The sequence below is a fragment of the Acidovorax sp. GW460-11-11-14-LB4 genome (genome assembly GCF_059423685.1).
In genome coordinates this window covers 30854-53388 of the sequence record NZ_JBWKYJ010000028.1, presented here as the reverse complement: position 1 = coordinate 53388, position 22535 = coordinate 30854, and the positions used below count along the sequence as shown (strand labels likewise).

At 66.5% G+C, this 22535-nt stretch carries 17 protein-coding genes; 10 read left to right on the top strand and 7 right to left on the bottom strand.

Annotation, left to right across the window (positions count from 1 at the left end):
* Positions 1-616 (bottom strand): LysR family transcriptional regulator (locus AC07X4_RS12340; RefSeq protein ID WP_494740213.1); only part of this gene is annotated, 616 nt, incomplete at its 3' end.
* A gap of 104 nt (positions 617-720) precedes the next feature.
* Between AC07X4_RS12340 and xdhA the strand changes: the two genes are divergently transcribed.
* Together xdhA and xdhB are read left to right on the top strand one after the other, a co-directional pair.
* Positions 721-2232: a xanthine dehydrogenase small subunit gene (gene xdhA, locus AC07X4_RS12335; protein WP_108499032.1), complete on the top strand. Its 1512-nt coding sequence runs from the start codon at positions 721-723 to the stop codon at positions 2230-2232.
* Entirely contained in the window at positions 2229-4577 is a 2349-nt protein-coding gene (gene xdhB, locus AC07X4_RS12330) for a xanthine dehydrogenase molybdopterin binding subunit (protein ID WP_494740212.1), read from the top strand. The genes xdhA and xdhB overlap by 4 nt, the downstream gene beginning before the upstream one ends.
* 845 nt (positions 4578-5422) lie before the next feature.
* On the opposite strand, the gene AC07X4_RS12325 is transcribed toward xdhB, so the two are convergent.
* Both AC07X4_RS12325 and AC07X4_RS12320 read right to left on the bottom strand, forming a co-directional pair.
* Positions 5423-7549, bottom strand: coding sequence for a sensor domain-containing diguanylate cyclase (locus AC07X4_RS12325; RefSeq protein WP_494740211.1), 2127 nt, complete (start codon positions 7547-7549; stop codon positions 5423-5425).
* 376 nt (positions 7550-7925) lie between these two features.
* Positions 7926-8549 carry a Crp/Fnr family transcriptional regulator gene (locus tag AC07X4_RS12320; protein ID WP_056060781.1) on the bottom strand — a complete coding sequence of 208 codons (624 nt, stop codon included), beginning with the start codon at positions 8547-8549 and terminating at the stop codon, positions 7926-7928.
* Positions 8550-8841: 292 nt separating this feature from the next.
* On the opposite strand from AC07X4_RS12320, the gene AC07X4_RS12315 reads away from it, so the two are divergent.
* Complete coding sequence (locus tag AC07X4_RS12315; protein WP_116749150.1) at positions 8842-9882, top strand: porin; 1041 nt, start codon at positions 8842-8844, stop codon at positions 9880-9882.
* Between the two features lie 73 nt (positions 9883-9955).
* Here the strand turns inward: AC07X4_RS12315 and AC07X4_RS12310 are convergent, their stop codons facing one another.
* On the bottom strand, positions 9956-11311 hold the full coding sequence (locus tag AC07X4_RS12310) for a glycerate kinase type-2 family protein (protein WP_494740210.1): 1356 nt from the start codon (positions 11309-11311) through the stop codon (positions 9956-9958).
* A gap of 101 nt (positions 11312-11412) precedes the next feature.
* Between AC07X4_RS12310 and AC07X4_RS12305 the strand changes: the two genes are divergently transcribed.
* Both AC07X4_RS12305 and AC07X4_RS12300 read left to right on the top strand, forming a co-directional pair.
* Positions 11413-13290 (top strand): EAL domain-containing protein, encoded by a 1878-nt coding sequence (locus tag AC07X4_RS12305; RefSeq protein WP_494740209.1) that lies wholly within the window; start codon positions 11413-11415, stop codon positions 13288-13290.
* Between the two features lie 260 nt (positions 13291-13550).
* On the top strand, positions 13551-14051 hold the full coding sequence (locus AC07X4_RS12300) for a type II toxin-antitoxin system VapC family toxin (RefSeq protein WP_422848931.1): 501 nt from the start codon (positions 13551-13553) through the stop codon (positions 14049-14051).
* A gap of 96 nt (positions 14052-14147) precedes the next feature.
* Here the strand turns inward: AC07X4_RS12300 and AC07X4_RS12295 are convergent, their stop codons facing one another.
* Together AC07X4_RS12295 and xdhC are read right to left on the bottom strand one after the other, a co-directional pair.
* Entirely contained in the window at positions 14148-15392 is a 1245-nt protein-coding gene (locus tag AC07X4_RS12295) for a urate hydroxylase PuuD (RefSeq protein ID WP_494740208.1), read from the bottom strand.
* Between the two features lie 199 nt (positions 15393-15591).
* Positions 15592-16419 carry a xanthine dehydrogenase accessory protein XdhC gene (gene xdhC / locus AC07X4_RS12290; protein WP_494740207.1) on the bottom strand — a complete coding sequence of 276 codons (828 nt, stop codon included), beginning with the start codon at positions 16417-16419 and terminating at the stop codon, positions 15592-15594.
* A gap of 159 nt (positions 16420-16578) precedes the next feature.
* On the opposite strand from xdhC, the gene AC07X4_RS12285 reads away from it, so the two are divergent.
* A complete protein-coding gene (locus AC07X4_RS12285) occupies positions 16579-17127 on the top strand; it encodes a hypothetical protein (RefSeq protein ID WP_082522390.1) in 549 nt (182 codons plus the stop codon).
* A gap of 155 nt (positions 17128-17282) precedes the next feature.
* Here the strand turns inward: AC07X4_RS12285 and uraH are convergent, their stop codons facing one another.
* Complete coding sequence (gene uraH / locus AC07X4_RS12280) at positions 17283-17633, bottom strand: hydroxyisourate hydrolase (RefSeq protein WP_015012870.1); 351 nt, start codon at positions 17631-17633, stop codon at positions 17283-17285.
* A 108-nt stretch (positions 17634-17741) separates the two neighbouring features.
* Here uraH and AC07X4_RS12275 point away from each other — a divergent pair, with 108 nt between their 5' ends.
* The 4 genes from AC07X4_RS12275 to AC07X4_RS12260 are packed head-to-tail and all read left to right on the top strand — an operon-like array spanning position 17742 to position 22420.
* Positions 17742-18410, top strand: a complete 669-nt coding sequence (locus AC07X4_RS12275) for a GntR family transcriptional regulator (protein ID WP_494740206.1) — start codon at positions 17742-17744, stop codon at positions 18408-18410.
* A gap of 13 nt (positions 18411-18423) precedes the next feature.
* Positions 18424-19404 (top strand): allantoinase PuuE, encoded by a 981-nt coding sequence (gene puuE, locus AC07X4_RS12270; RefSeq protein ID WP_494740205.1) that lies wholly within the window; start codon positions 18424-18426, stop codon positions 19402-19404.
* A gap of 5 nt (positions 19405-19409) precedes the next feature.
* Positions 19410-21188 carry a 2-oxo-4-hydroxy-4-carboxy-5-ureidoimidazoline decarboxylase gene (gene uraD, locus AC07X4_RS12265; protein WP_494740204.1) on the top strand — a complete coding sequence of 593 codons (1779 nt, stop codon included), beginning with the start codon at positions 19410-19412 and terminating at the stop codon, positions 21186-21188.
* Entirely contained in the window at positions 21185-22420 is a 1236-nt protein-coding gene (locus tag AC07X4_RS12260) for a M20 family metallopeptidase (RefSeq protein WP_494740203.1), read from the top strand. Before uraD ends, AC07X4_RS12260 begins: the two co-directional genes overlap by 4 nt.
* Positions 22421-22535 lie beyond the last annotated feature (115 nt).

Below are 22535 nucleotides of genomic sequence, written 5' to 3'. Positions count from 1 at the left end.
GCGTGGGGGCGATGTGCTCGGCGGCCAGCCAGCTCTCCACATCCCAGCCGCGCCGCACGGCGGGGTGGTCCCTGCCGACCAGGCACACCACCTCGTCGCCAAACAGGCGGCCCATGTGCAGGTCGTCCGGGGGCTGGGGCCAGTTGCCGATCACCACATCGACCTCACCCTGCGCCAGGTGTGCGTGGTAGTGCGTGTCGGCCGACAGGGGCAGGATTTCGATCGGGCACAGGGGCGCCTCGACCTTGATCCGGGCCACGAGCTGGGGCAGAAACAGCGGGTCGAGGTAGTCGCTGGCCGCCACGCGGAAGGTGCGGGTGGCCGTGCGCGGATCAAACCCGCGCGCATCCGAAAACAGTGCCTCGGCCGCCCGCAAAATGGCGCCTGCAGGCTCCACCATGCGCAGCGCGGCGTCGGTGGGCATCATGCTGGCGCCGGAGCGCACCAGCAGCGGGTCGCCCGACAGGTCGCGCAGCCTTTTCAACGCAGCCGACACCGCCGGCTGGTGCATGCCCAGGCGGACGGCGGCCCTCGATACGCTGCGTTCTGTGAGCACGGTGTGCAAGACCCTTATGAGATGGAGGTCTATCTTGTCGAAAAGGGCGTGGTCTCTCATAGCGGTGGGGGCATGGGTGCCATAAGCTTGCGCATATGCCGGTAACGGTACTGCGTTCTACCCTCTGCTGAACCTTTCCATCAAAGATCGAAGTGGCGTTTGTCATGACAACAAGACCCTTGCAATTCCTGCGCCGAGGCCAGCCCGTGGCGCTGGGCAATGTACCACCCGACCGCACCCTCCTGGAGGTGCTGCGCGAAGACCTGGGCAACACCGGCACCAAGGAAGGCTGTGGCGAAGGCGACTGCGGCGCCTGCACCGTGGTGCTGGGTGAAGAACGCGACGGCCAGCTGCACTACAGCGCCGTGAACAGCTGCATCCGCCTGGCCCGTTCGGTGGATGGCATGGCGCTGTGGACGGTGGAAGACCTGGCGGAAGATCCGCTGATCCAGCCCGTGGGCGACACAGCACCCGCTGCACAACAAACCATCACGCTCCATCCAGCACAGGAGGCGATGGTCCAGTGCCACGGCTCGCAGTGCGGCTTCTGCACGCCGGGCTTCGTGATGAGCCTCTTCGGCATGTACCAGAACCATGTCTGCCACGGCCAACCCATCACCCGCGAACTGGCCCAGGAAGAACTCTCGGGCAACCTGTGCCGCTGCACCGGCTACCGCCCCATCCTTGATGCCGCCCAGCAGATGGCATCGCTGCCCGGCATGTCGGTCAACGAGGCCGAAGTGCTACAAAAATTGAAGCTACTTCGGCATGATGCACTAGCGCAAGCGGCCGATTCGGCCTATATCGCACCCTCCACGCTCCCGGATCTGCTCGCAGCCCGCGCCGCCCACCCCGGCGCCCAGGTGGTGGCGGGCTGTACCGACGTGGGGCTGTGGGTGACCAAGCAGCACAAGCAGTACACCCAGGTGCTGGACGTGACCCGCGCGGCCGAGTTGCGGCAGGTGGCACAGCACGCCGACGCCATCCACATCGGCGCCGCCGTCACGCTGACCGACGCGTTTGCTGCCCTCACCGCACAGTGGCCGCAGCTGCACCGATTTGCCACGCGGTTTGCGGGGCTGCCCGTGCGCAACTCGGGCACGCTGGGCGGCAACGTGGCCAACGGCTCGCCCATTGGCGACTCCATGCCCCTCTTGATCGCGCTGCGCGCCCAGGTGGTGCTGGCCAGCCAGGCCCGGGGCGAGCGCCAGCTGCCGCTCGAAGACCTGTACACCGGCTACCGGCAAAACGTGATGGCGCCGGATGAGCTGCTGGTGCGCATCGTGGTACCCCGCCCTTCTGCTCAAGAACAGCTGCGGGCGTACAAGATCTCCAAGCGGTTTGACGACGATATCTCAGCCGTCTGCCTGGTGCTCAACCTCGACATCGCGGGCGGCACCGTGCAACGCGCCAGCATTGGCGCGGGCGGCGTGGCTGCCACCCCGGCCCGTGCGCGGCAGACTGAAGCGGCTCTGACCGGCCAGCCCTGGACCGAAGCCACCGCGCAGCGCGCCGCCGCGGTGCTGCAGGCCGAGTTCAGCCCCATCTCCGACATGCGCGCCAGCGGCGCTTATCGCCGCCAGGTGCTGGGCAGTCTGCTGCAGCGCTACTGGCTGGAGAGCCAGGGCCAACCCTCGGTCAGCCTGGACACCTTGACGCTGGAGGCCGCCGTATGAACGCCCCACACACCATCGCAGAGACCGCCCTGCCCGCGCCCACCCGCGCCGCCATGGGCCAGTCGCACATCCACGAAAGCGCCCGCGCTCAGGTGGCGGGCGCCGCGCACTACATCGACGACCTGCCGGAGGTGAAGGGCACGCTGTACGCAGCGCCCATCCTCTCCACCGTGGCCCACGGCACCCTGAACGGGGTGGATGCCACCGCCGCCCTCGCGCTGCCCGGCGTGCGCGGTGTGGTGCTGGCCAGCGACGTGCCCGGCGACAAGATCCTGGCTGCGTTCGGGCACGACGAGCCCGTGTTTGCGCTGGACAGCGTGCAGTTTGTCGGCCAGGTGATCGGCCTGGTGGTGGCCGACTCGGTCATGCAGGCGCGCCGCGCGGTGCGGGCCGTGAAGCTCGACATCTCCCCCCTGCCCGCCGTGCTGACGGTGCAGGACGCGCTGAAGGCGCAAAGCTATGTGCTGCCGCCGGTGTTTGTGCGCCGGGGCGATGTCGCCACGGGCCTCGCGCAATCGGCGCACCGCATGCAGGGAGCGTTTGAAGTCGGCGGCCAGGAGCATTTTTATCTGGAAGGCCAGATCGCCTACGCCATGCCGCTGGAGCAAAAACAGTGGTGGATTTACTCCAGCACGCAGCACCCCGGCGAGGTGCAGCACTGGGTGGCGCACGCGCTGGGCATCGACAACCACGCGGTCAAGGTGGAATGCCGCCGCATGGGCGGTGGCTTTGGCGGCAAGGAGACCCAAGCCGGGCACCTGGCCGTGTGGGCCGCCGTGGCCGCGAACAAGCTGGGCCGCCCCATCAAGCTGCGGCTGGACCGGGACGAGGACTTCATGGTCACCGGCAAGCGCCACCCGTTTGCGTACGAGTACGACGTGGGCTTTGACGACACGGGCCGCATCACGGGCCTCAAGCTCCAGATGGCTGCCAACTGCGGCTTCAGCGCCGACCTGTCGGGCCCCGTGGCCGACCGCGCGGTGTTCCATGCCGACAACGCGTATTACCTGAGCGATGTCGAGATCGCGTCGTACCGCTGCAAGACGAACACGCAAAGCCACACCGCGTTCCGTGGTTTTGGCGGCCCGCAGGGCGTGATCGTGATCGAGGCCATCCTGGGCGACATCGCGCGCGCGCTGGGCCGCGATGCGCAGGACGTGCGCCTGGCCAACCTGTATGGCAAAGATGCGAGCACGGGCCGCCACGTCACCCACTACCAGATGGCGGTGGAAGACAACATCCTGCACGAGCTGCTGCCCACGCTGGAGCAGACCTCGCACTACCGCCAACGCCAGGCCGAGATTGCGGACTGGAACGCGCACAACACCGTCATCAAGCGCGGCCTGGCCATCACGCCCGTCAAGTTCGGCATCAGCTTCACGGCGACGCTGTTCAACCAGGCGGGTGCGCTGGTGCATGTGTACACCGACGGCAGCGTGCAGGTGAACCACGGCGGCACCGAAATGGGCCAGGGCCTGCACACCAAGGTGGCGCAGATCGTGGCCGACGAGCTGGGCGTGCCCCTGCACCGCGTGCTGGTCACGGCCAGCGACACCAGCAAGGTGCCCAACGCCAGCGCCACGGCGGCCAGCAGCGGCACCGACCTGAACGGCCGCGCCGCGCAATACGCCGCGCGCAACGTGCGCGACAACCTGGCCTCGTTCGTGTGCGGGCTGGACGGCTGCGGCGCAGGCGCGATTCGGTTTGCAGGCGGCCAGGTGATCTCGCCCAAGACGGTGCGCAGTTTTGAAGAGGTGGTGCAGGCCGCGTACGCCAACCGCATCCAGCTGTGGAGCGACGGCTTTTACCGCACGCCCAAGATCCACTACGACAAGACCACCCTCACCGGGCGCCCGTTCTACTACTTTGCCTACGGCGCCGCCTGCACCGAGGTGGCCATCGACACCCTGACCGGCGAGAGCCGCGTGCTGAAGGTGGACATCCTGCACGACGTGGGCCACAGCATCAACCCGGCCATCGATGTGGGCCAGATCGAGGGCGGGTTTGTGCAGGGCATGGGCTGGCTGACGACCGAGCAGCTGGTGTGGAACGACAAGGGCACCCTCGCCACCCACGCGCCCAGCACCTACAAGATTCCCGCCACGGGCGACATCCCGGCGCACTTCAACGTCCACCTGTGGCCCGAGGCGAATCGGGAGGACAACGTGGGTGGCAGCAAGGCGGTGGGGGAGCCGCCGTTCATGCTGGCGATCAGTGTGTATGAGGCGCTGCGCAATGCGGTGGCAGCGGGGCGTAGCGGGGTGGATGCGGCGGCGCCGGTGGTGTTGACGGCTCCGGCGACTGCGGAGAATGTGCTCAGGGCATTGGGGCGGTTGGGAGAGTGATGTTTTTGGCTGTTGGCGCCAGTGGGATATGCGCTGGTAGCTATCGTTTTGTATCAACGTCGTTATTCGGAGGTTGGTGTGCCGGTGTGACTGCATGCCTCGGTTGAGGGCGGAGGCCGGGAGTCGCCCGGCATGCGAGTCCCTTTCTTTCGCGTCGCCGAAAGAAAGGAACCAAAGAAAGGGCGACCCCACTGTCTGCGTCCCCGGCCGCTTCGCGCCGGGGCAACCTGCGGTGCTCAGGTTTGGCGGGGTCTCGCTCAACTCGCGCCGCTGCGCGTCGCTCAGACACACGCGAGCCCTGATCCGCCAAACCCTGCGCTCCTCGGCGCATCCACAGGGGCACTGGGGGCAGAACATCAACACGGGCCATCGCTGCGCTCGGCCCCATCTCGCGGGTGCAAGCGCCACGCGCTGCGCAGCCTGGGCCGAGCGCAGCAATGGCCCGTGGGGCCGTTTGGATGTTCGGCTCTCCCACCCCTGCTGGCTGCGCCTGCGGCGGGGCGGTTGTGGGGTGGCACGCGCGTCGGAGCGCGCGTGCTTCGTGCTCTGACTCGCCGTGGATGTCCGAGCGGCGCGCGGCAGCGCAAAGCGAGTTCCACGGCGCACCCCGCAACCGCCCCGCCGCAGGTTTGCCCCTTCGCACAGCGAAGGGGTCGCAGACTGGGGGTCGCCTTTTCTTTGGTGACTTTCTTTTGGCGAAGCAAAAGAAAGTTACTCGCACGCCGGGCGACTCCCGGCCTCCGCTCTCAACAAAGGCACACCACCCAATCAGCGCACAAAAACCAACACTACAAAATCAATATCAATCACCGCATATCCCACTAGCGCATCCAGCCCAAAACCCCTCAAACAGGCCCCAAAGCCATCCGCCCCGAAGAAGTCACCGACGCATCCCTCGCATGCCGCGTCTCCACCCGGTTGCGCCCCGCCCGCTTGGCGTCATAGCAAGCCATGTCCGCCGCATACAACACCGACGGCACATCCTGCAAGCTGGCGTCCAGCACCACCAGCCCAATGCTCACCCCCAGCGTAAAACTGCGCCCCTGGTAAGACGGCTCCCACGCACGCACTGCCGCACGCAACTGCTCGGCCACGGCCTGCCCGCGTGCCAGTGCACAGCCGGGCAACACCACCGCGAACTCATCGCCCCCCAAGCGCGCCGCCCAGCCGATCTGGCGCACATGGGACTCCAGCAGCCGGGCCACATGGCGCAACACATCGTCGCCTGCGTCGTGGCCCGCAATGTCGTTGACCACAGTGAAATGGTCCAGGTCGAGGAACAGCACCACGCCATCGCCCTGGGTCTCACCGCCCTCCTCATCGGCGGCGGGCACCACAGCACGCTGGCGGGCCGACCGCTCGGCCATCAGCTGGCCCAGGCGCTCGTCGAACGCGGCCCGGTTGTACAGCTGCGTCAGCGCATCGTGCGCGCGGCCCCAGGACTGCTGCACCTGGGCCTCGCGCGCGGCGGTGATGTCTTCCAGAATCCACACGGTGCCACCGTGCACCTCCTCGGGGCGCACGCCCCGGCCCTGCACGCGGGCCCACACGGGGCTGCCGTCCTTGCGCATAAAGCAGATGTCGTCATCGAACGCACCATGCGCCGCCACCTCGGCGCGCACGCGGTCGCCGACCTGCGCATAGTCGGCGTCGCTGGCGTACAGGATGCGCGCGGGGCGGCCCTGCAGCTCCTGCGCGGTGTAGCCCAGCATCACGCAGGCCTGGTGGCTCGCCACCTCCAGCATGCCGTGGCGGGTGATGACGATACCCACGGGGGCACTGTCCAGCACGGCCTGGAACTGGCCAACCACCGTGTCCTTGCGCGACTGCTGCAGGCTGCCCTGCTGCACCAGGCCCTGGAACACCCGCACCAGTTCGCCCACCTCGCCGCCTGCGCGGGGCCAATGCACATCTTGCGCAGGCTGCTGGCGCGCGCTGGTCCTGAGCAACTGGCGCGCCTTGAAGGTCAGCTGCGCCAGCGGCTGGGCCATCCAGCCCATCAGCGCCACCGCCAGCAACATGCACAGCACCATGCTGGCCACCGCCAGCCACCAGGCTTCGCGCTGGGCGCCGCGCAGCGGTGCCAGCAGCGCCTGCGACTGGCTCACGCGCGCCACGATCCACTGCGGCAGCGGCATGCCCGCCATGCTCACGATGTGGTCGGACTGCACATGGGTCATGCCCCGCCCCACCACCGGCTGTGCCTGGCTTTGCCAGCGCGTGTACACCGGGGCCAGGCCCACTTCATCACGCACCTGGCCCAGCACGCGGGTGGGGTCGGAGTGCGACAGGATGGTGCCGTCGCGGGTGAAGACGATGAGCTGCGAGTCATCGCGCGCGGGCAGCGTCATCGACGGTGGCAGCAGGCTTTGGGATTGCAGGCGCAACGCCCCTGCCACCACGCCCACCACCGTGCCGTCTTCGCGGTGCAACGGCATGGTGAACATGACCCGCGCCTCGCCCCGGCGGCCGGCGATCAGCTCGGACACCAGGGGCTTGCCATCCACCAGGGTGCGGCGCAGGGCATCGCGTTCGGTGGGGTCCAGGTCAGCAGCCTTTTCGATCTGACCGGCGCGCAAATTCAGGCGCAGTTCGCCGTTGTCGCGGGCGACCTGCATGGTGTCGAAGAACTGCACCGCAGGCAGGCCCTGCTGCAGCAGCCATTCCAGCGACGACGGTGACTCCAGCATCGCCGGTGTGATGCCTGCGGCCACGGTGCGCAGCACCTTCTGGCTTTGTTCGATCTTGCTGGCCAGCAACCGGGCCACCACCTCGACCTCGTCGGTCTGCTGGCTCACCACCCGGCGCATGGCCTCCTGCCCGGAGGCCCGTGTCACCAGCCAGGCGGCCACCGCCCCCGACAGCGCCACCGCCAGCGCCGCCACCAGCATCAGCCGCAGCACCAGGGCGCCGGGCACCAGCCAGCCCAGATCAAGGTCCGGGGCTGCCTTGGGGCCGGGCGGCGGCGTCATGGACGCTTCCCCCTTGCAGGCTGATGGGCACGATCAAAGTTCGGCATGGGGACGGGTCATGGCAGACATGTCCCAACAAATATACGCAGGGCCTGTGCCCGGGGGCTTGGGTGGAACCCTTGGGTAAAGCCAAGGAAAAACCCTGAGCCCGTAGGGGCGCGGGAAGGGTACGGGAAGGGTGTGTGGAGGGATGAAAGCGGACTGCGGCAAGGGCCCTGCAGCGTGGTGCCAGCGCCCACAGCCACGCAGAACGTGCCACCACCCAAGGTGCATCACCCCGGGGTGCGGGGCTTGTCAGCAAATGCAACGCAAGGGCAGTCCGTGGCTGCCGGCAGGCGCAACCCGACAGCCGCCGCGGGGCGTCAAGAGCGCGGTGTCAGCAGCCCGCCATCGACTGCAATGCCCGTGGCTGGGGCAGCGCCAGCACATTGCCAGTGCCGTGGATCAGGCCCAGCTCGCGCAAGTGGCGCAGCACGCGCGAGAAGGTTTCGGGCGCAATGCCCAGCTGCGCCGCAATCAGGCGTTTGCGCTGGTGCAGGGTGACCTGCATGGCACCGCTGTGGTCGGGCTGGGCGTGGTTCAGCAGCCACTGCGCGCAGCGCGATTCGGCGTCCTGCGCCAGGCGGCTCACGGCCAGCTCGGACTGCTGCCGGTAGCCCTGCGCCATGTCCAGCAGCAGCCCCCGCGCGCCCGCAGGCATGGCGGCCAGGCTGCGGCGAAACTCCTCGATGGGAATGCGCCGCACATGCACACGCGTGTCGGCCACCATGTCCACCGGTAGCGGCAGGCCCATCAGGGCCGACGCGGCGTCGAGCCAGAACGGCCCCTCGACGGCACCGAGCTGGTGGCGCAGGAAACCGTCGTCCAGCACACCGCGCAGCACACGGCCGTTTTCGAGGTGCAGCACCGTCGTCAGCACCTCATTGCGCCTGCGCAGCACTTCGCCGGGGGCGATCACCTCGGTGTCAGCGGGCAGAGAAAAAAGGGTAGATGGCAGCATGGAAGCCACTGTGCCGTGCGGCTGCGCCCGTGGCATTGAGCCACATCAAAGCCGCACCATGTCGCCCGCCCGGCACGCCCCAGGTTTGCGCCAAAACACACGAAAACTGCGCCAGCAACGTGCATGGGTGCGCCCTGACCCGACCAAAAAGTATGTAAACAGGTGTTGCACCAGGGCATGGAACTTGCGATGCCCCAACGGCGGGCCCCACCCTGCACCACGGTGCAACAGGGGCCGCGTCTCCCCTTGCACCCGCCGGACCTCCGGCGCTTTCTTCCCCAGGAATCACTCCATGAAAAAAAACCTGATTGCACTGTCTCTATCGCTCGGTGGCGCCCTGCTGTGCTCCACCGGCGCCCAAGCCCAGAGCTCCGTCCAGCTGATGGGCTTGACCGATGTGTTTGTGGGCTCCATGAAAAACGCCGGTGACGCCGGCAGCAGCAAGGTGGTCAACAGCGGTGGCATGACCACATCGTGGTTCGGATTCAAGGGCACCGAAGACCTGGGCGGCGGGCTCAAGGCCAACTTTGCGCTCACTTCGTTCATCAAGGTGGACAGCGGCATCCAGGGCCGATTTGCCAACGACACGTTCTTCTCGCGCGATGCCAACGTGGGACTGAGCGACAGCTGGGGCACCGTGACCGTGGGGCGCGGTCTGGCGCCCAACTTCCTGCCGTCCATCCTGTCGAACCCGCTGGGCGACTCGTTCACCTTTGCACCGCTGATCCTGCACATGAATGTGCCTCTGTTCAACGGCACGGGCTGGGGTTCGACCACACCGTCCGACACCGGCTGGTCCAACGAAATCATCTACAGCACGCCCAACCTGGGCGGGCTGACCGCCAACCTGCACTACCAGTTTGGCGAGGTCGCAGGCGACAGCAGCAAGAAGAACGTAGGCATCAACGCGCTGTACTTCAACGGCCCCGTCACCCTCACCGGCTTTTACGAGCGCGACCAGATGAGCAACCCCGCCGTGCCCAGCACCTACCTGGGCACCACCAAGACCGACTGGATGCTGGGCGGCGCGTATGACTTCGCGATCGTGAAGGCCTTTGCCAGCTACGGCCAGGCCAAGGCCGACAACACCACCAACAAGGCCAAGACGACGCAGCTGGGCGTGTCGGTGCCCGCAGGCGCCACCGGCAAGGTGCTGGCATCGTGGGCGCAGACCAAGATGACGGCCACCGACATCTCGCGCAAGACCTTCACCGTGGGGTATGACTACTTCCTGTCCAAGCGCACCGATGTGTATGTGATGGCCATGAACGACCGCATCACCAACCAGACCAAGGGCAACAGCTTCGGCGTGGGCATCCGCCACCGGTTCTGAGGCCTGCACAGGGCGTCTGGGGCCTTCTTCAAGCCCCAGCAGCCCCAGGCGCTAGTGCAATATGCCTGAGCGGCTACAAAATCAGTAGCACTCGAAAATCGTTCACGTTGGTGTGCGTGGGGCCGGTGACCAGCAGGTCGTCCAGCCCCGCAAAAAATCCCCAGGCGTCGTTGCGCGCCAGGTGGTCGTCGATGCGCAGGCCTGCAGCGCCTGCCCGCGCCAGCGTGTCGGGGCACACAAAGGCCCCCGCGTTGTCTTCGCTGCCGTCGATGCCGTCGGTGTCGGCCGCCAGCGCCCACACGGCGGGCTCGCCCTGAAGCGCCTGCGCCAGGCCCAGACAAAACTCCCCCGCACGCCCGCCCCGCCCCCGGGGCACATCGGGTGCACGCGGACGGACGGTGACGGTGGTCTCGCCCCCCGACAGGATCACACACGGCGCCGCAAACGGCTGGCCACGCCGCGCCACCGCGCGGGCCAGTGCCGCATGCACCTTGCCCACCTCGCGCGACTCTCCCTCCATCTCGTCCGACAGCACATGCGCAGGCAGCCCCGCTGAACGGGCCAGCGCGGCGGCGGCCTCCAGCGCCTGCTGGGGCGTGGCGATCATGTGCACCGCATGGCCGGCAAAACGCGCGTCGCCGGGTTTGGGCGTCTCCAGGCGGCCTGCCTCCAGCGCAGTGCGGATGGCCGGGGGCACATCGATGCCATAGCGCACCAGAATGGCCAGCGCATCGGCGCAGGTGGTCGCGTCCGGCACGGTGGGGCCGCTGGCGATCACCGACGGGTCGTCGCCCGGCACGTCGCTGATCGTGAGCGTGACCACGCGCGCTGGCGCGCAGGCCGCCGCCAGGCGTCCGCCCTTGATGCGCGAGAGGTGCTTGCGCACGCAGTTCATCTCGCCAATGTGCGCACCACTGTCGAGCAGGGCGCGGTTGATGCGCTGCTTGTCTTCCAGCATCACCCCGTCGCAGGGCAAGGTCAGCAGGGACGAGCCCCCGCCCGAGATCAGGCACAGCACCAGGTCGTGCTCCGTCAGCCCCTGGGTCAGATCGAGAATGCGCTGCGCCGCGGCCAGCCCTGCCGCATCGGGCACGGGGTGCGCGGCCTCCACCACCTCGATGCGCTGCGGCACGCCCGCAGGCCGGGGCGGAACATGCCCGTAGCGCGTGACCACCAAGCCAGACATGGGTGCGTCCTGCGGCCACAGGGCCTCCAGCGCCTGCGCCATGGCGCCGCCCGCCTTGCCAGCGCCCAGCACCAGCGTGCGCCCCCCACTCTCGCGGCTGGGCGGCTGGGGCAGCCACTGGCGCATGCCGTGCAGGGGTTGTGCGCTGTGCACGGCGGCGTCAAACAGCGCCTTCAAAAAGGCGCGGGGATGGGTGCAGTAGTCCGGCAGGGAGGGAGTGGCTGGCTGGGTTTCTGGGTGCATGCCGCGCATTGTGCAGCGGCCGTACCAGTCACGTTGCTGTAACCAGCCTGTCACACGCCACCGGTATCGTCGGCACCCTTGCTCAGGGACCCACAACAGCCATGCACAACACCCCATGGAGCCGACTGGAGGCGATGATGGCGCTGCTATCGCCCGCCGCCCGCCAGGGCACCGGCCCCCTGGCACGGCTGATGCGCGATGGCGGGCTGTACTGCGTGTTCCAGCCCCTGGCCGACCTGCGCGAGGGCCAGGTGTACGCACACGAAGCGCTGATCCGGGGGCCGCAGAACACCCCCTTGCACACCCCCGACAAACTGCTGGAGCTGGCCCGGCACGAGGGCATCCTGCAGGACTTTGAGCTGCTGTGTGTCTATACCGCGATGGAGCAATGGGGGCGGCACGACGCCCCGGGCCGGCTGTTTGTGAACATCAGCGCCGACGCGCTGGTGCATGGGGTCCAGCTGATCGGCGCTACCGAGCTGGGCAACACCGTGCGCAGCCTGGGCCTGAGCGCCCGCATGCTGGTGCTGGAAATCACCGAACACGAACGCGTGACCGACATGCCCCAGCTGCGCCAAGCCATCAAGGCCGTGCACGCCTGCGGCGCGCGGCTGGCGCTGGACGACTTTGGCGACGGCCGCTCCAGCCTGCGGCTGTGGTCCGAGGTCAAACCCGACTTCGTGAAGATCGACAAGTACTTCATCCGCGACATCAGCGACCACCCCGAAAACCTGCAGATGCTGCAGGCCATCAAGGGCATTGCCGATGTGTTCGGCACCCAGCTCATCGCAGAGGGCATCGAAACCCGCGACGACCTGCGCGCGCTGCGCGACCTGGACATCCCCCTGGGCCAGGGCTGGCTGCTGGGCCGCCCCGCCATGGCGCCGCGCGAGGCGGTGGACGACGCAGCGCTGGAGGTCATGCACGACCGCCGCGTGGCCGTGCTGCCGCACCTGGGCCAGACTGCGCGCCCGGGCATCCTGCGCAGCCTGCTGGTGGTGCAGGCGCCCACCGCAGCGCCCGCCACCAACAACGACGCCGTGGCCGCCCTGTTCCGCCAGCACACGGACCTGCATGCGCTGGCGGTGGTGGACGGGTCGCGCCCCGTGGCCCTCATCAACCGCCAGCAGTTCATGAACCACTACGCTACGCCGTACTTCCGCGAGGTGCATGGCCGCAAGTCCTGCCTGGCGTTTGCCAACCTGGCACCGCGCGTGGTGGAGCTGGACTGCGATGTGGACCAGCTCGTGGGCATCCTCACCTCGCAGGACCAGCGCTACCTGAGCGACGGCTACATCGTCACCGACAACGGCCGCTACCTGGGCCTGGGCACCGGCGACCAGCTGGTGCGCGCCGTGACCGAGACCCGCATCGAGGCCGCGCGCCACGCCAATCCGCTGACCTTTTTGCCCGGCAACATCCCCATCAGCCTGCACATCCAGCGCTTGCTGGAAAGCGGTACCGAGTTCGTGGCCTGCTATGCGGACCTGAACAACTTCAAGCCCTTCAACGACCACTACGGCTACTGGCGCGGCGACCAGATGATCCGCCTGGTGGCGCGCCTGGCCACGGCCCACTGCGATGCGCGCAGCGACTTTGTGGGCCATGTGGGCGGAGACGACTTCATGCTGATCTTTCAGAGCAGCAACTGGCTGCAGCGCTGCAAGAACATCGTGGATGAGTTCGCACGCGAGGCCATCACGCTGTTTGACGACAGCGCCCGGCTGGCTGGCGGCATCCAGGCCGAAGACCGGCATGGCGTGCAGCGGTTCTTTCCGTGCACCACGCTGGCCATTGGCGCCGTGCGCATCACGCCCGGGCGCTTCCGGCACGCAGAAGAAGTGGCCAACCTGGCTGCCGTCGCCAAACATGAGGCGAAGCAGGCAGCCACGGGGGTGGTGCTGCATGGCGGGTTCACCGAGTCGAGCCTGGGGGCGTTGGCTGCGACGCGGGCGCTGCAGGATGTGTTGGCGGCGTAGGGACTGTTTGGACCGCGTCCCAGGGACTCAACGCCGACGCAGAAAGCGGTGTTCTGGCTCAACGTCAGGCTGTCATTGACACCGCACGGCTTAGGGCAAACAAGTCCGCTTCGGGCCCGAAGCTGCGGTTGACTCGCTACGCGCTGGCTTGCAGTCCAAGCCGCGCAGTGTCCGGAGCCCGACAATGCGCTCCAACCCTCAATCGATAGGACATGCCCCAGCAAGCCGGGTCATGCCTCTCATCTCAAACGGTAGGCCTCATGAATACAGTCTTTGCTCGCGCCGAGTTCTTCGACGCTTCCGCACTGGTTCTACTTTACGTCAACGACCCAGGTGCTTCGGCGGTTCGTGAATACTTCAATCGACGGCCAACCGTTTACACGACGGAGTTTTGCTTCCATGAGGCTCTTAGTGTTCTGAAAACTAAGTGGCGAAGGGTCAAAGTTCTAAGTCGAGATGAGTACTTGGCGGCAGCTCATGAGCTGACTATTTGGTATTCGGGAATGCAACGGACGTTGCCAGAAATCGCACTTCACGATCGTGACTACTATCCGTTGGTTCGCGAGCTAGCGATTCGCACTGGGCTCGATTATTCAGATGCGCTTCAGTTGGCGAGCCTGAAGTATGGGAACTATGCAAGCTTGGCTAGAGAGTCGAAGACGGTCTTGACTACGGCCGATCGAGAATTGGCCAATGCTGCACGTGCCGAGGGGTTGCGCGTTTGGTCGGTGCTTGATGAGACGCCACCGAATGAGGTCTAACCTATTGCTAGTTCCGAGAAGCGTCGGCGAGCTGCCACTCGCGACTCAGTGTCAGCATTGACCGTCCGCTTCTAACTGCCGCAGCACTTGACTCCCTCAAGGCCCCGTAGGCGCCCCCGCCTCAAACCACTTCCCAATCAGCGCACGCTCCGCGTCGGTGATACCCGTCGCGTTATTCATAGGCATGAGCTTTTGCACCACGGCCTGCTGGTAGATGGCCTGGGCGTGTTGCTTCACGCTGTCGGGCGAATCAAGCCGCAGGTTCTTCATCTGCACCTGCTCGCCGTGGCACATGTAGCAGCGCTGTTCCAGCACCGCCTGCACGGCCTTGAAGTCATTTTGGCCGCTAGCGCCGGTTTTATCTGCGCTGGTAGCTCCTGAAACAGGAGCATTCGCCACGGGGGTGGCCACCGGTGCGGGGCGCATCCACACAATGGCGCCCACGATCACGGCCACACCCACCAGCGCATACGGCAGCGGGTTGCCGTTGCGGCCCAGCTTGTAGCCGTGGCGCATCACAAAGAACTGGCGGATGGCCGCGCCCGCGAACATCATCAGGATCAGCACCAGCCAGTTTTGCGGGTGGCTCCAGGTGAAGCTGTAGTGGTTGCTCAGCATCGCAAACAGCACGGGCAGCGTGAAATAGGTGTTGTGCACGCTGCGCTGCTTGCCGCGTTTGCCGTGGATCGGGTCCACGGGCTGGCCGGCCTTGATCTGGCTGATGACCGTGCGCTGGCCAGGGATGATCCAGAAGAACACATTCGCGCTCATGGATGTGGCGATCATCGCCCCCACCAGCAGGAAGGCCGCACGGCCCGCAAACCAGTGGCAGGCCAGCCACGAGGCCACGCACACCAGCACCAGCACCAGCGCACCCACGATGGCGTCGCCGTTCTTGCGCTGGCCGAAGATGCGGCAGATGGCGTCGTACAGCAGCCAGAACACCACAAAGAAGCCCAGCGCCACCACGATGGCGGTGGCGGGCGCCCAGTCCATGCGCGACTTGTCGATGAGGTAGGTGCTGGCGCTGTAGAGGTAGGACACGGTGAACAGCGCAAACCCGCTGATCCAGGTGCTGTAGCTCTCCCAGAAGAACCAGTGCAGGTGTTTGGGTAACTGCGGCGGCGACACCGCGAACTTGACGGGGTGGTAAAACCCGCCGCCGTGCACGGCCCAGAGCTCGCCGCTCACGCCTTGTTTCTTGAGGTCTTCGTCCTCAGGCGGCGTGAGGCTGCTGTCCAGAAAAACGAAATAGAACGACGAGCCGATCCAGGCGATGGCCGTAATGACATGGACCCAGCGCAAAAGCAGGTTGGCCCAGTCGAGAAAGTAGCTTTCCATATCTCAACCTTGGTAGCGCGTGCGCGCCACAACAGCAAACCTGCTCACCACTGCGGGCGCTCTGAGCAGACATTGAGGTCGCGCACCTTGGCCAGTGGGTTGCTGGCCGGGGCACCGCTGCGACCGGTACGTCAAAGTGTATGCAGGAATTGTTCCCGATTCCAGCCCCAAGCTGGGGCATTCGGGGTCGGAGTTACCCTCATTTCCCGGCCTTTGGCATGGGCGGTAGCGTCTGCAGCAACTGCGCTGCCACGGCCACGGCAATCACCTCGGGCTCCTTGCCCCCGATGCCGGGAATGCCGATGGGACAGGTCACCTGCGCCAGCTCCTCGGGTGCGAACCCGCGCCCATGCAGGCGGTTGCTGAAGGTGGCCCATTTGGTTTGGCTGCCAATCAGCCCGATGAACGGCAGGTCGCCCTGCTCGCGCTGGCGGCGCAGGCAGGCGGCCACCACGTCCAGGTCTTCGGCATGGCTGAAGCTCATGATCAGCACGCGGCTGCCGGGTGCCAGGCGGGGCACGGCGAGTTGCACCGGCTCGGAGTGCTCGCAGACCACACCCTCGGGCGGGTCGGACGGGAATATGCCGTCCCGGCTGTCGATCCAGGTCAGCGCAAAGGGCAGTGGCGCCAGCACGCGGGCCAGCGCGTGGCCTACATGCCCGCCGCCAAACAGGGCCACTGGATGCAGGCGGGGCGCCAATCGCTGGGCCAGGTTTGGTACGTCTTGCGCTGTGAGCAACTCAAAACCCAGGTGCACCACCCCGCCGCAGCACTGGCCCAGCGCCGGGCCCAGTGCAAACCGCATCGGCCCCGGCGCAGTGACCGGCCCACCCGCCAAGCGGCGGCGTGCTTCGGCAATCGCCTGCAGCTCCAGATGCCCGCCGCCGATGGTGCCCACCAGCTGGTCGGCAAATACCGCCATCCAGGCGCCGGGCTCCCGGGGCACAGACCCTTGGGTAGACTCCACGGTCACCAGACAGGCTGGCGCGGCCTCCAGGCCGTCCAGCAGCATTTGCAAATTTGTCACCGCGATCCTTTTCGTGACGGACGCAAAACGGGGCCAGGCAAGCGGCTCACCCTCCGGTGAGGCTGCTGTTGCAGCCCCCTTTGCAGCCGTCGTCATTTTGTAACGTACCACTTTCGCCGCTGGGTTATCGTGCCCGCAGCCTCAAGAACCTTTCACACCATGCCCGACACGCCCTCTCCCCGCTCCACCGGAAAGCGCAGCCACTGGTTGCTGGCAGGCATCATGGCCGTGGGTGCGGCGCTGGTCTCGGCCTGCAAGTCCCCGCCAGAGCCCACGCCAGCCCCCGCGCCCGACAGCGTCCCCTCCACCGGCCCCGATGCCAGCGGCGTCAAGGGCCCCGTGCCCGCCACGGCCGGATCTGCGCGACCCTCGGCCGCTGCCACACCGCTGGCCTACCGCCAGGACGCCGCCACGCACCTGTATGGCCTGAACCGCGAACGCATCTTCAAAGGCAAACTGCCGCCGCAGCTGTATGCCATTGGCGTGCTGCAGCTCGACATCGACCGCGCGGGCAAGATCACCCGCCTGCACTGGATGCGCGCCCCGCGCCATGCCCCCGAGGTGGTCACCGAGATCGAGCGCACAGTGCGCGCTGCAGCCCCGTTCCCTGTCCCGGCCCGCATGGGCAAGGTCACCTACACCGAGACCTGGCTGTGGGACAAGAGCGGGCACTTTCAGCTCGATACGCTGACTGAAGGGCAGCTTTAGAAGCTGGCGTTTTACCCGCGCGCTAGTAGTGCGGATACACACCGACCCTGGCAACTGTCGCTGCTTAGGCCAGGGCCGCCGCGCAAGGGCCGCCCCGCCGCGCTGGCGGCGTCCCCTTGAGGGGGAAGGCGCGAAGCGACTCAGGGGGCTTCACACTACGAGCCCCGGTAGGTCGAATAGCTCCAGGGGCTGACCAGCAGCGGCACGTGGTAGTGCTGGTCGGCATGCGCAATGCCGAAGTCCAGGCTCACCTGGTTCAGAAAATTCGGCTCGGGCAGCTGCACGCCCCGGGCCTTGAAGTAACCCGCCACATCAAAGCGCAACCGGTAGGTACCAGTGCGCAGGCTGGCGTTGTCGAACAGCGGCGCATCGGTACGGCCGTCATGGTTCAGCACCAGGCGCTTGATGAGGGTGGCGTTGTCGCCGTCGGTGGAATACAGGGCCACCTCCATGCCGGCCGCAGGGCAGCCGTTCATGGTGTCCAGAACGTGGGTGCTCAATCCCATGGGGGAATCTCCTGAAGTAAGAGTCTGTCCAATCGGCGACGATTGCCAGATCGCAGTGTGTAGACCAAAAGTGTATACACTTTTCACCATCCACCGTATCATGCAGCCATGGAATCTTCCTCCACCAGCGCCATTGTCGAAGCGCTGACCCGCGCCATCGTAGAGCACCGCCTGCAACCCGGCACCAAGCTGGCCGAGCAAAAGCTGGCCGACCACTTTGGCGTGTCGCGCACGCTGGTGCGCCAGGCGCTGTTCCAGCTGGCACAGAACCGGCTGGTCACGCTGGAGCCCGCACGGGGCGCATTTGTGGCCACGCCCTCGGTCGAGGAGGCACGCCAAGTGTTTGCCGTGCGCCGCATGCTGGAAACCGAAATGACCCGCGCCTTTGTGCGCAGCGTGACGCCCGCCAAGCTCAAGGCCCTGCGCGCCCACGTGGCCAGCGAGAAGACCGCCATGGGCACACACGACGCCAGCACCCGCACCGAGTTGCTGGGCGACTTTCATGTGCGCATGGCCGAGCTAATGGGCAACGAGGTGCTGGCGCAGATGCTGGGCGACCTGATCTCGCGCTGTGCCCTCATCACGCTGATGTACCAGTCAGCCAGCGCCGCCGAACACTCGCACGAGGAGCACGCCGACATCGTGGCGGCCCTGGCCGCGCGCGACGAAGAACGTGCCGTCGCCCTGATGCAAAGCCACCTCGAACATGTCGAAGCCAGCCTGACCTTTGACCGCAAGCGCCCTGCCAGCGATCTGGCCGCCGCCCTGGCCCCTTGAAAACCACCCCAACATGATCTACGACACCACCCAGGCCTACCCCCGCGACCTTATTGGCTACGGCAAGACCCCGCCCCATGCGCAGTGGCCCGGTAGCGCGCGCATTGCCGTGCAATTCGTCCTGAACTACGAAGAGGGCGGCGAAAACGCGGTGCTGCATGGCGATGCGGGCAGCGAGCAGTTCCTGTCCGAAATGTTCAACCCGGCCAGCTACCCCGAGCGGCACATGAGCATGGAGGGCATTTATGAATACGGATCGCGCGCTGGCGTGTGGCGCATCCTGCGCGAGTTTGAAAAGCGCCAGCTGCCCCTCACGGTGTTTGGCGTGTCCACGGCCCTGCAACGCCACCCCGACCTCACTGCGGCGTTTGTGGAGCTGGGCCACGAGATTGCCTGCCATGGCCTCAAGTGGATCCACTACCAGCACATCCCAGAAGACGTCGAGCGCGCGCACATGGCCGAGGCCATGGCCATCATCGAGCGCCTGACGGGCCCACGAGGAGGCTCGGAAGGCCAGGTGCACGGCCTGGGCTGGTACACCGGCCGCGACAGCCCCAACACCCACCGACTGGTGGCCGACTACGGCGGCTTTGAATACGACAGCGACTACTACGGGGACGACCTTCCCTTCTGGATGAAGGTGCAAAAGACCGACGGCAGCGTGGTGCCCCAGCTCATCGTGCCCTACACGCTCGATTGCAACGACATGCGCTTTGCGCTGCCCCAGGGCTATTCGCACGCCGACCCGTTCTTCCAGTACATGAAGGACACGTTCGATGCGCTGTATGCCGAGGGCGACCCGGCTGGCGAGAACGCACCCAAGATGATGAGCATTGGCATGCACTGCCGCCTGCTGGGCCGCCCGGGCCGCATCACGGCGCTGCAGCGCTTTCTGGACCACATCGCACAACACGACAAGGTGTGGGTGGCCCGCCGCATCGACATCGCGCGCCACTGGAAGGCCGTGCACCCCTATCCCACCACAAAGGCCTGATGACCATGGCATGGACCCTTGACCAACTGAACGCCGCCACGCCCGCGCAGGCCATGGAGGCGCTGGACGGCGTGTACGAGCATTCCCCCTGGATTGCCGAGCAGGCGCTCACCCAACGGCCGTTCCGCTCGCTGGCACACCTCAAGCACGCCCTGGCCCACGCGGTGCGCACCGCCAGCACCGGGGCGCAGCTGGGCCTGATCCGCGCCCACCCCGAGCTGGCGGGCAAGGCCATGGTGGCGAAAAGCCTTACGGCTGAATCGACCAACGAGCAGTCCAAGGCGGGCCTGACCCAGTGCACGCCCGAAGAATTTGCGCGCATCCAGCAGCTCAATGCGGACTACAACGCACGCTTTGGTTTCCCCTTCATTCTGGCCGTGCGCGGACCGCGTGGCGCGGGGTTGAACAAGCAGCAGATCATCGACACCTTTGCGCGACGGCTCGATAACCACCCTGAATTCGAGGTGGCAGAGGCCTTGCGCAACATCCACCGCATCGCCGAGATCCGCCTGAACGACAAGTTCGCCGCCGAACCCCTGTTGGGCAATGACGTGTGGGACTGGCATGAAAAGCTGGCCGAACACTCCGACCCCGGCTTTGCCGAAAAGGGCCAGCTCACCGTCACCTACCTCACCGACGCCCACCGGGCCTGCGCCCAGCGCATCAGCCACTGGATGCGCGACTGCGGCTTTGATGAGGTCGAGGTGGACGCCGTGGGCAACGTCGTGGGGCGGTATCGCGCCGCAACACCCGGGGCGAAGTACCTCATGACGGGCTCGCACTACGACACCGTGCGCAATGGCGGCAAGTACGACGGGCGCCTGGGCATCTTTGTGCCGATGGCTTGCGTGCGCGAACTGCACCGCGCGGGCCGGCGCCTGCCGTTTGGCATCGAGGTGATTGCCTTTGCCGAAGAGGAAGGCCAGCGCTACAAGGCCACCTTCCTGGGTTCGGGCGCGCTCATCGGTCACTTCAACCCCGCCTGGCTGGACCAGAAGGATGTCGATGGCGTGACCATGCGCGCGGCCATGCAGCACGCTGGGTTGTGCATCGACGACATTGCCAAGCTGCAGCGCGACCCCGCGCAGTACCTGGGCTTCATTGAAGTCCACATCGAACAGGGCCCGGTGCTCAACGAGCTGGATCTGCCGCTGGGCGTGGTCACCTCCATCAATGGGGGTGTGCGGTTTGTGGGCGAGATGATCGGCACCGCGAGCCACGCAGGCACCACCCCCATGGACCGCCGCCGCGATGCGGCCGTGGCTGTGGCAGAGCTGGCGTTGTACATCGAGCAGCGCGCCGCCCAGGACGGTGACTCGGTGGGCACGATCGGCCTGCTCAACGTGCCTGGCGGCTCCATCAATGTGGTGCCGGGCCGCTGCCAGTTCAGCCTGGACCTGCGTGCGCCCACCGATCCGCAACGGGACGCACTGGTGCGCGATGTGCTGGACCAGCTGGGCCGGATCGCTGCCCGGCGCGGCCTGCGCTACACGCTGGAGGAATCCATGCGCGCCGCAGCAGCCCCCAGCGCCCCGGCCCTGCAGCACCAGTGGGAGCGTGCTGTGGACCACGTGGGCGTGCCCGTGTTCCGCATGCCCAGTGGGGCAGGCCACGATGCCATGAAGCTGCACGAAATCATGCCGCAGGCCATGCTGTTTGTGCGCGGGGAAAACTCCGGCATCAGCCACAACCCGCTCGAATCCACCACCAACAACGACATGCAGCTGGCCGTGGACGCCTTCACCCAGGTGCTGCACCAGCTTGCCGAGGAACAACAACCATGACCACCCCGAACCACCACGCCGCGCTGGACGCCTGGATCGACCAGCACTTTGACGAAGAAGTGCGCTTTCTGCAGGCCCTGGTGCGCGTACCCACCGACACGCCCCCCGGCAACAACGCGCCCCATGCGGAGCGCACCGCCGAGCTGCTGAAGGACTTTGGCTACGAGGCCGAAAAGCACGCCGTGCCCGCCGCCGATGTGTTGGCCTACGGCATGGAATCCATCACCAACCTCATCGTGCGCAGACCGTACGGCAGCGGCGGCAAGACCATCGCCCTGAACGCCCACGGTGACGTTGTGCCGCCCGGCGAAGGCTGGACACACGACCCCTATGGCGCCGAGATCGTCGATGGCGCCATGTACGGCCGCGCCACCGCCGTGAGCAAGAGCGACTTTGCAAGCTTCACCTTTGCGGTGCGCGCCCTCGAAGCCGTGGCCAAGCCCGCCCAGGGCGCGGTGGAGCTGCACTTCACCTACGACGAAGAGTTTGGCGGCGAACTCGGCCCCGGCTGGCTGCTGCAAAAGGGGTTGACGAAGCCCGACCTGATGATTGCCGCAGGCTTCAGCTACGAAGTGGTCACCGCACACAACGGCTGCCTGCAGATGGAAGTGACGGTGCACGGCAAGATGGCCCATGCCGCCGTGCCCCACACCGGAGTAGATGCCCTGCAGGGCGCCGTGCACATCCTGAACGCGCTGTACGCACAGAACAACGAGTACAAGAAGGTCACGTCCAAGGTCGAGGGGATCAAACACCCTTACCTGAACGTGGGCCGCATCGAGGGCGGCACCAACACCAACGTCGTACCCGGCAAGGTGATGTTCAAGCTCGACCGCCGCATGATCCCCGAGGAAAACCCGGTGGAGGTGGAAGCCAACATCCGCCGCGTGATCGAACAGGCTGCAGGTGAGAGCGCCGGTATCAGCGTGGAGATCAAGCGCCTGCTGCTGGCCAACGCGATGACGCCGCTGGCGGGCAACAAGCCCCTGGTCGATGCGATCCAGCAACATGCCCAGGCCGTGATCGGTGAACCGGTACCCGCCGTGGGCACGCCGCTGTACACCGATGTGCGCCTGTATGTGGAGCGCGGCATTCCCGGCGTGATTTACGGTGCAGGCCCCCGCACGGTCCTCGAATCGCACGCCAAGCGCGCCGACGAGCGCCTGCAGCTCGAAGACCTGCGCCGCGCCACCAAGGTGATTGCGCGGACATTGAGCGACTTGCTCGCCTGAGGGCCCACAGGGCAATGAGTAATGCACGCAGCACATCAGTGCTGCGCTTCAATGTCATGGCGAGATTGCCTCTGGCAGCCCTTTGACCGACCTACACTGGCGCGGGCGCATCCAT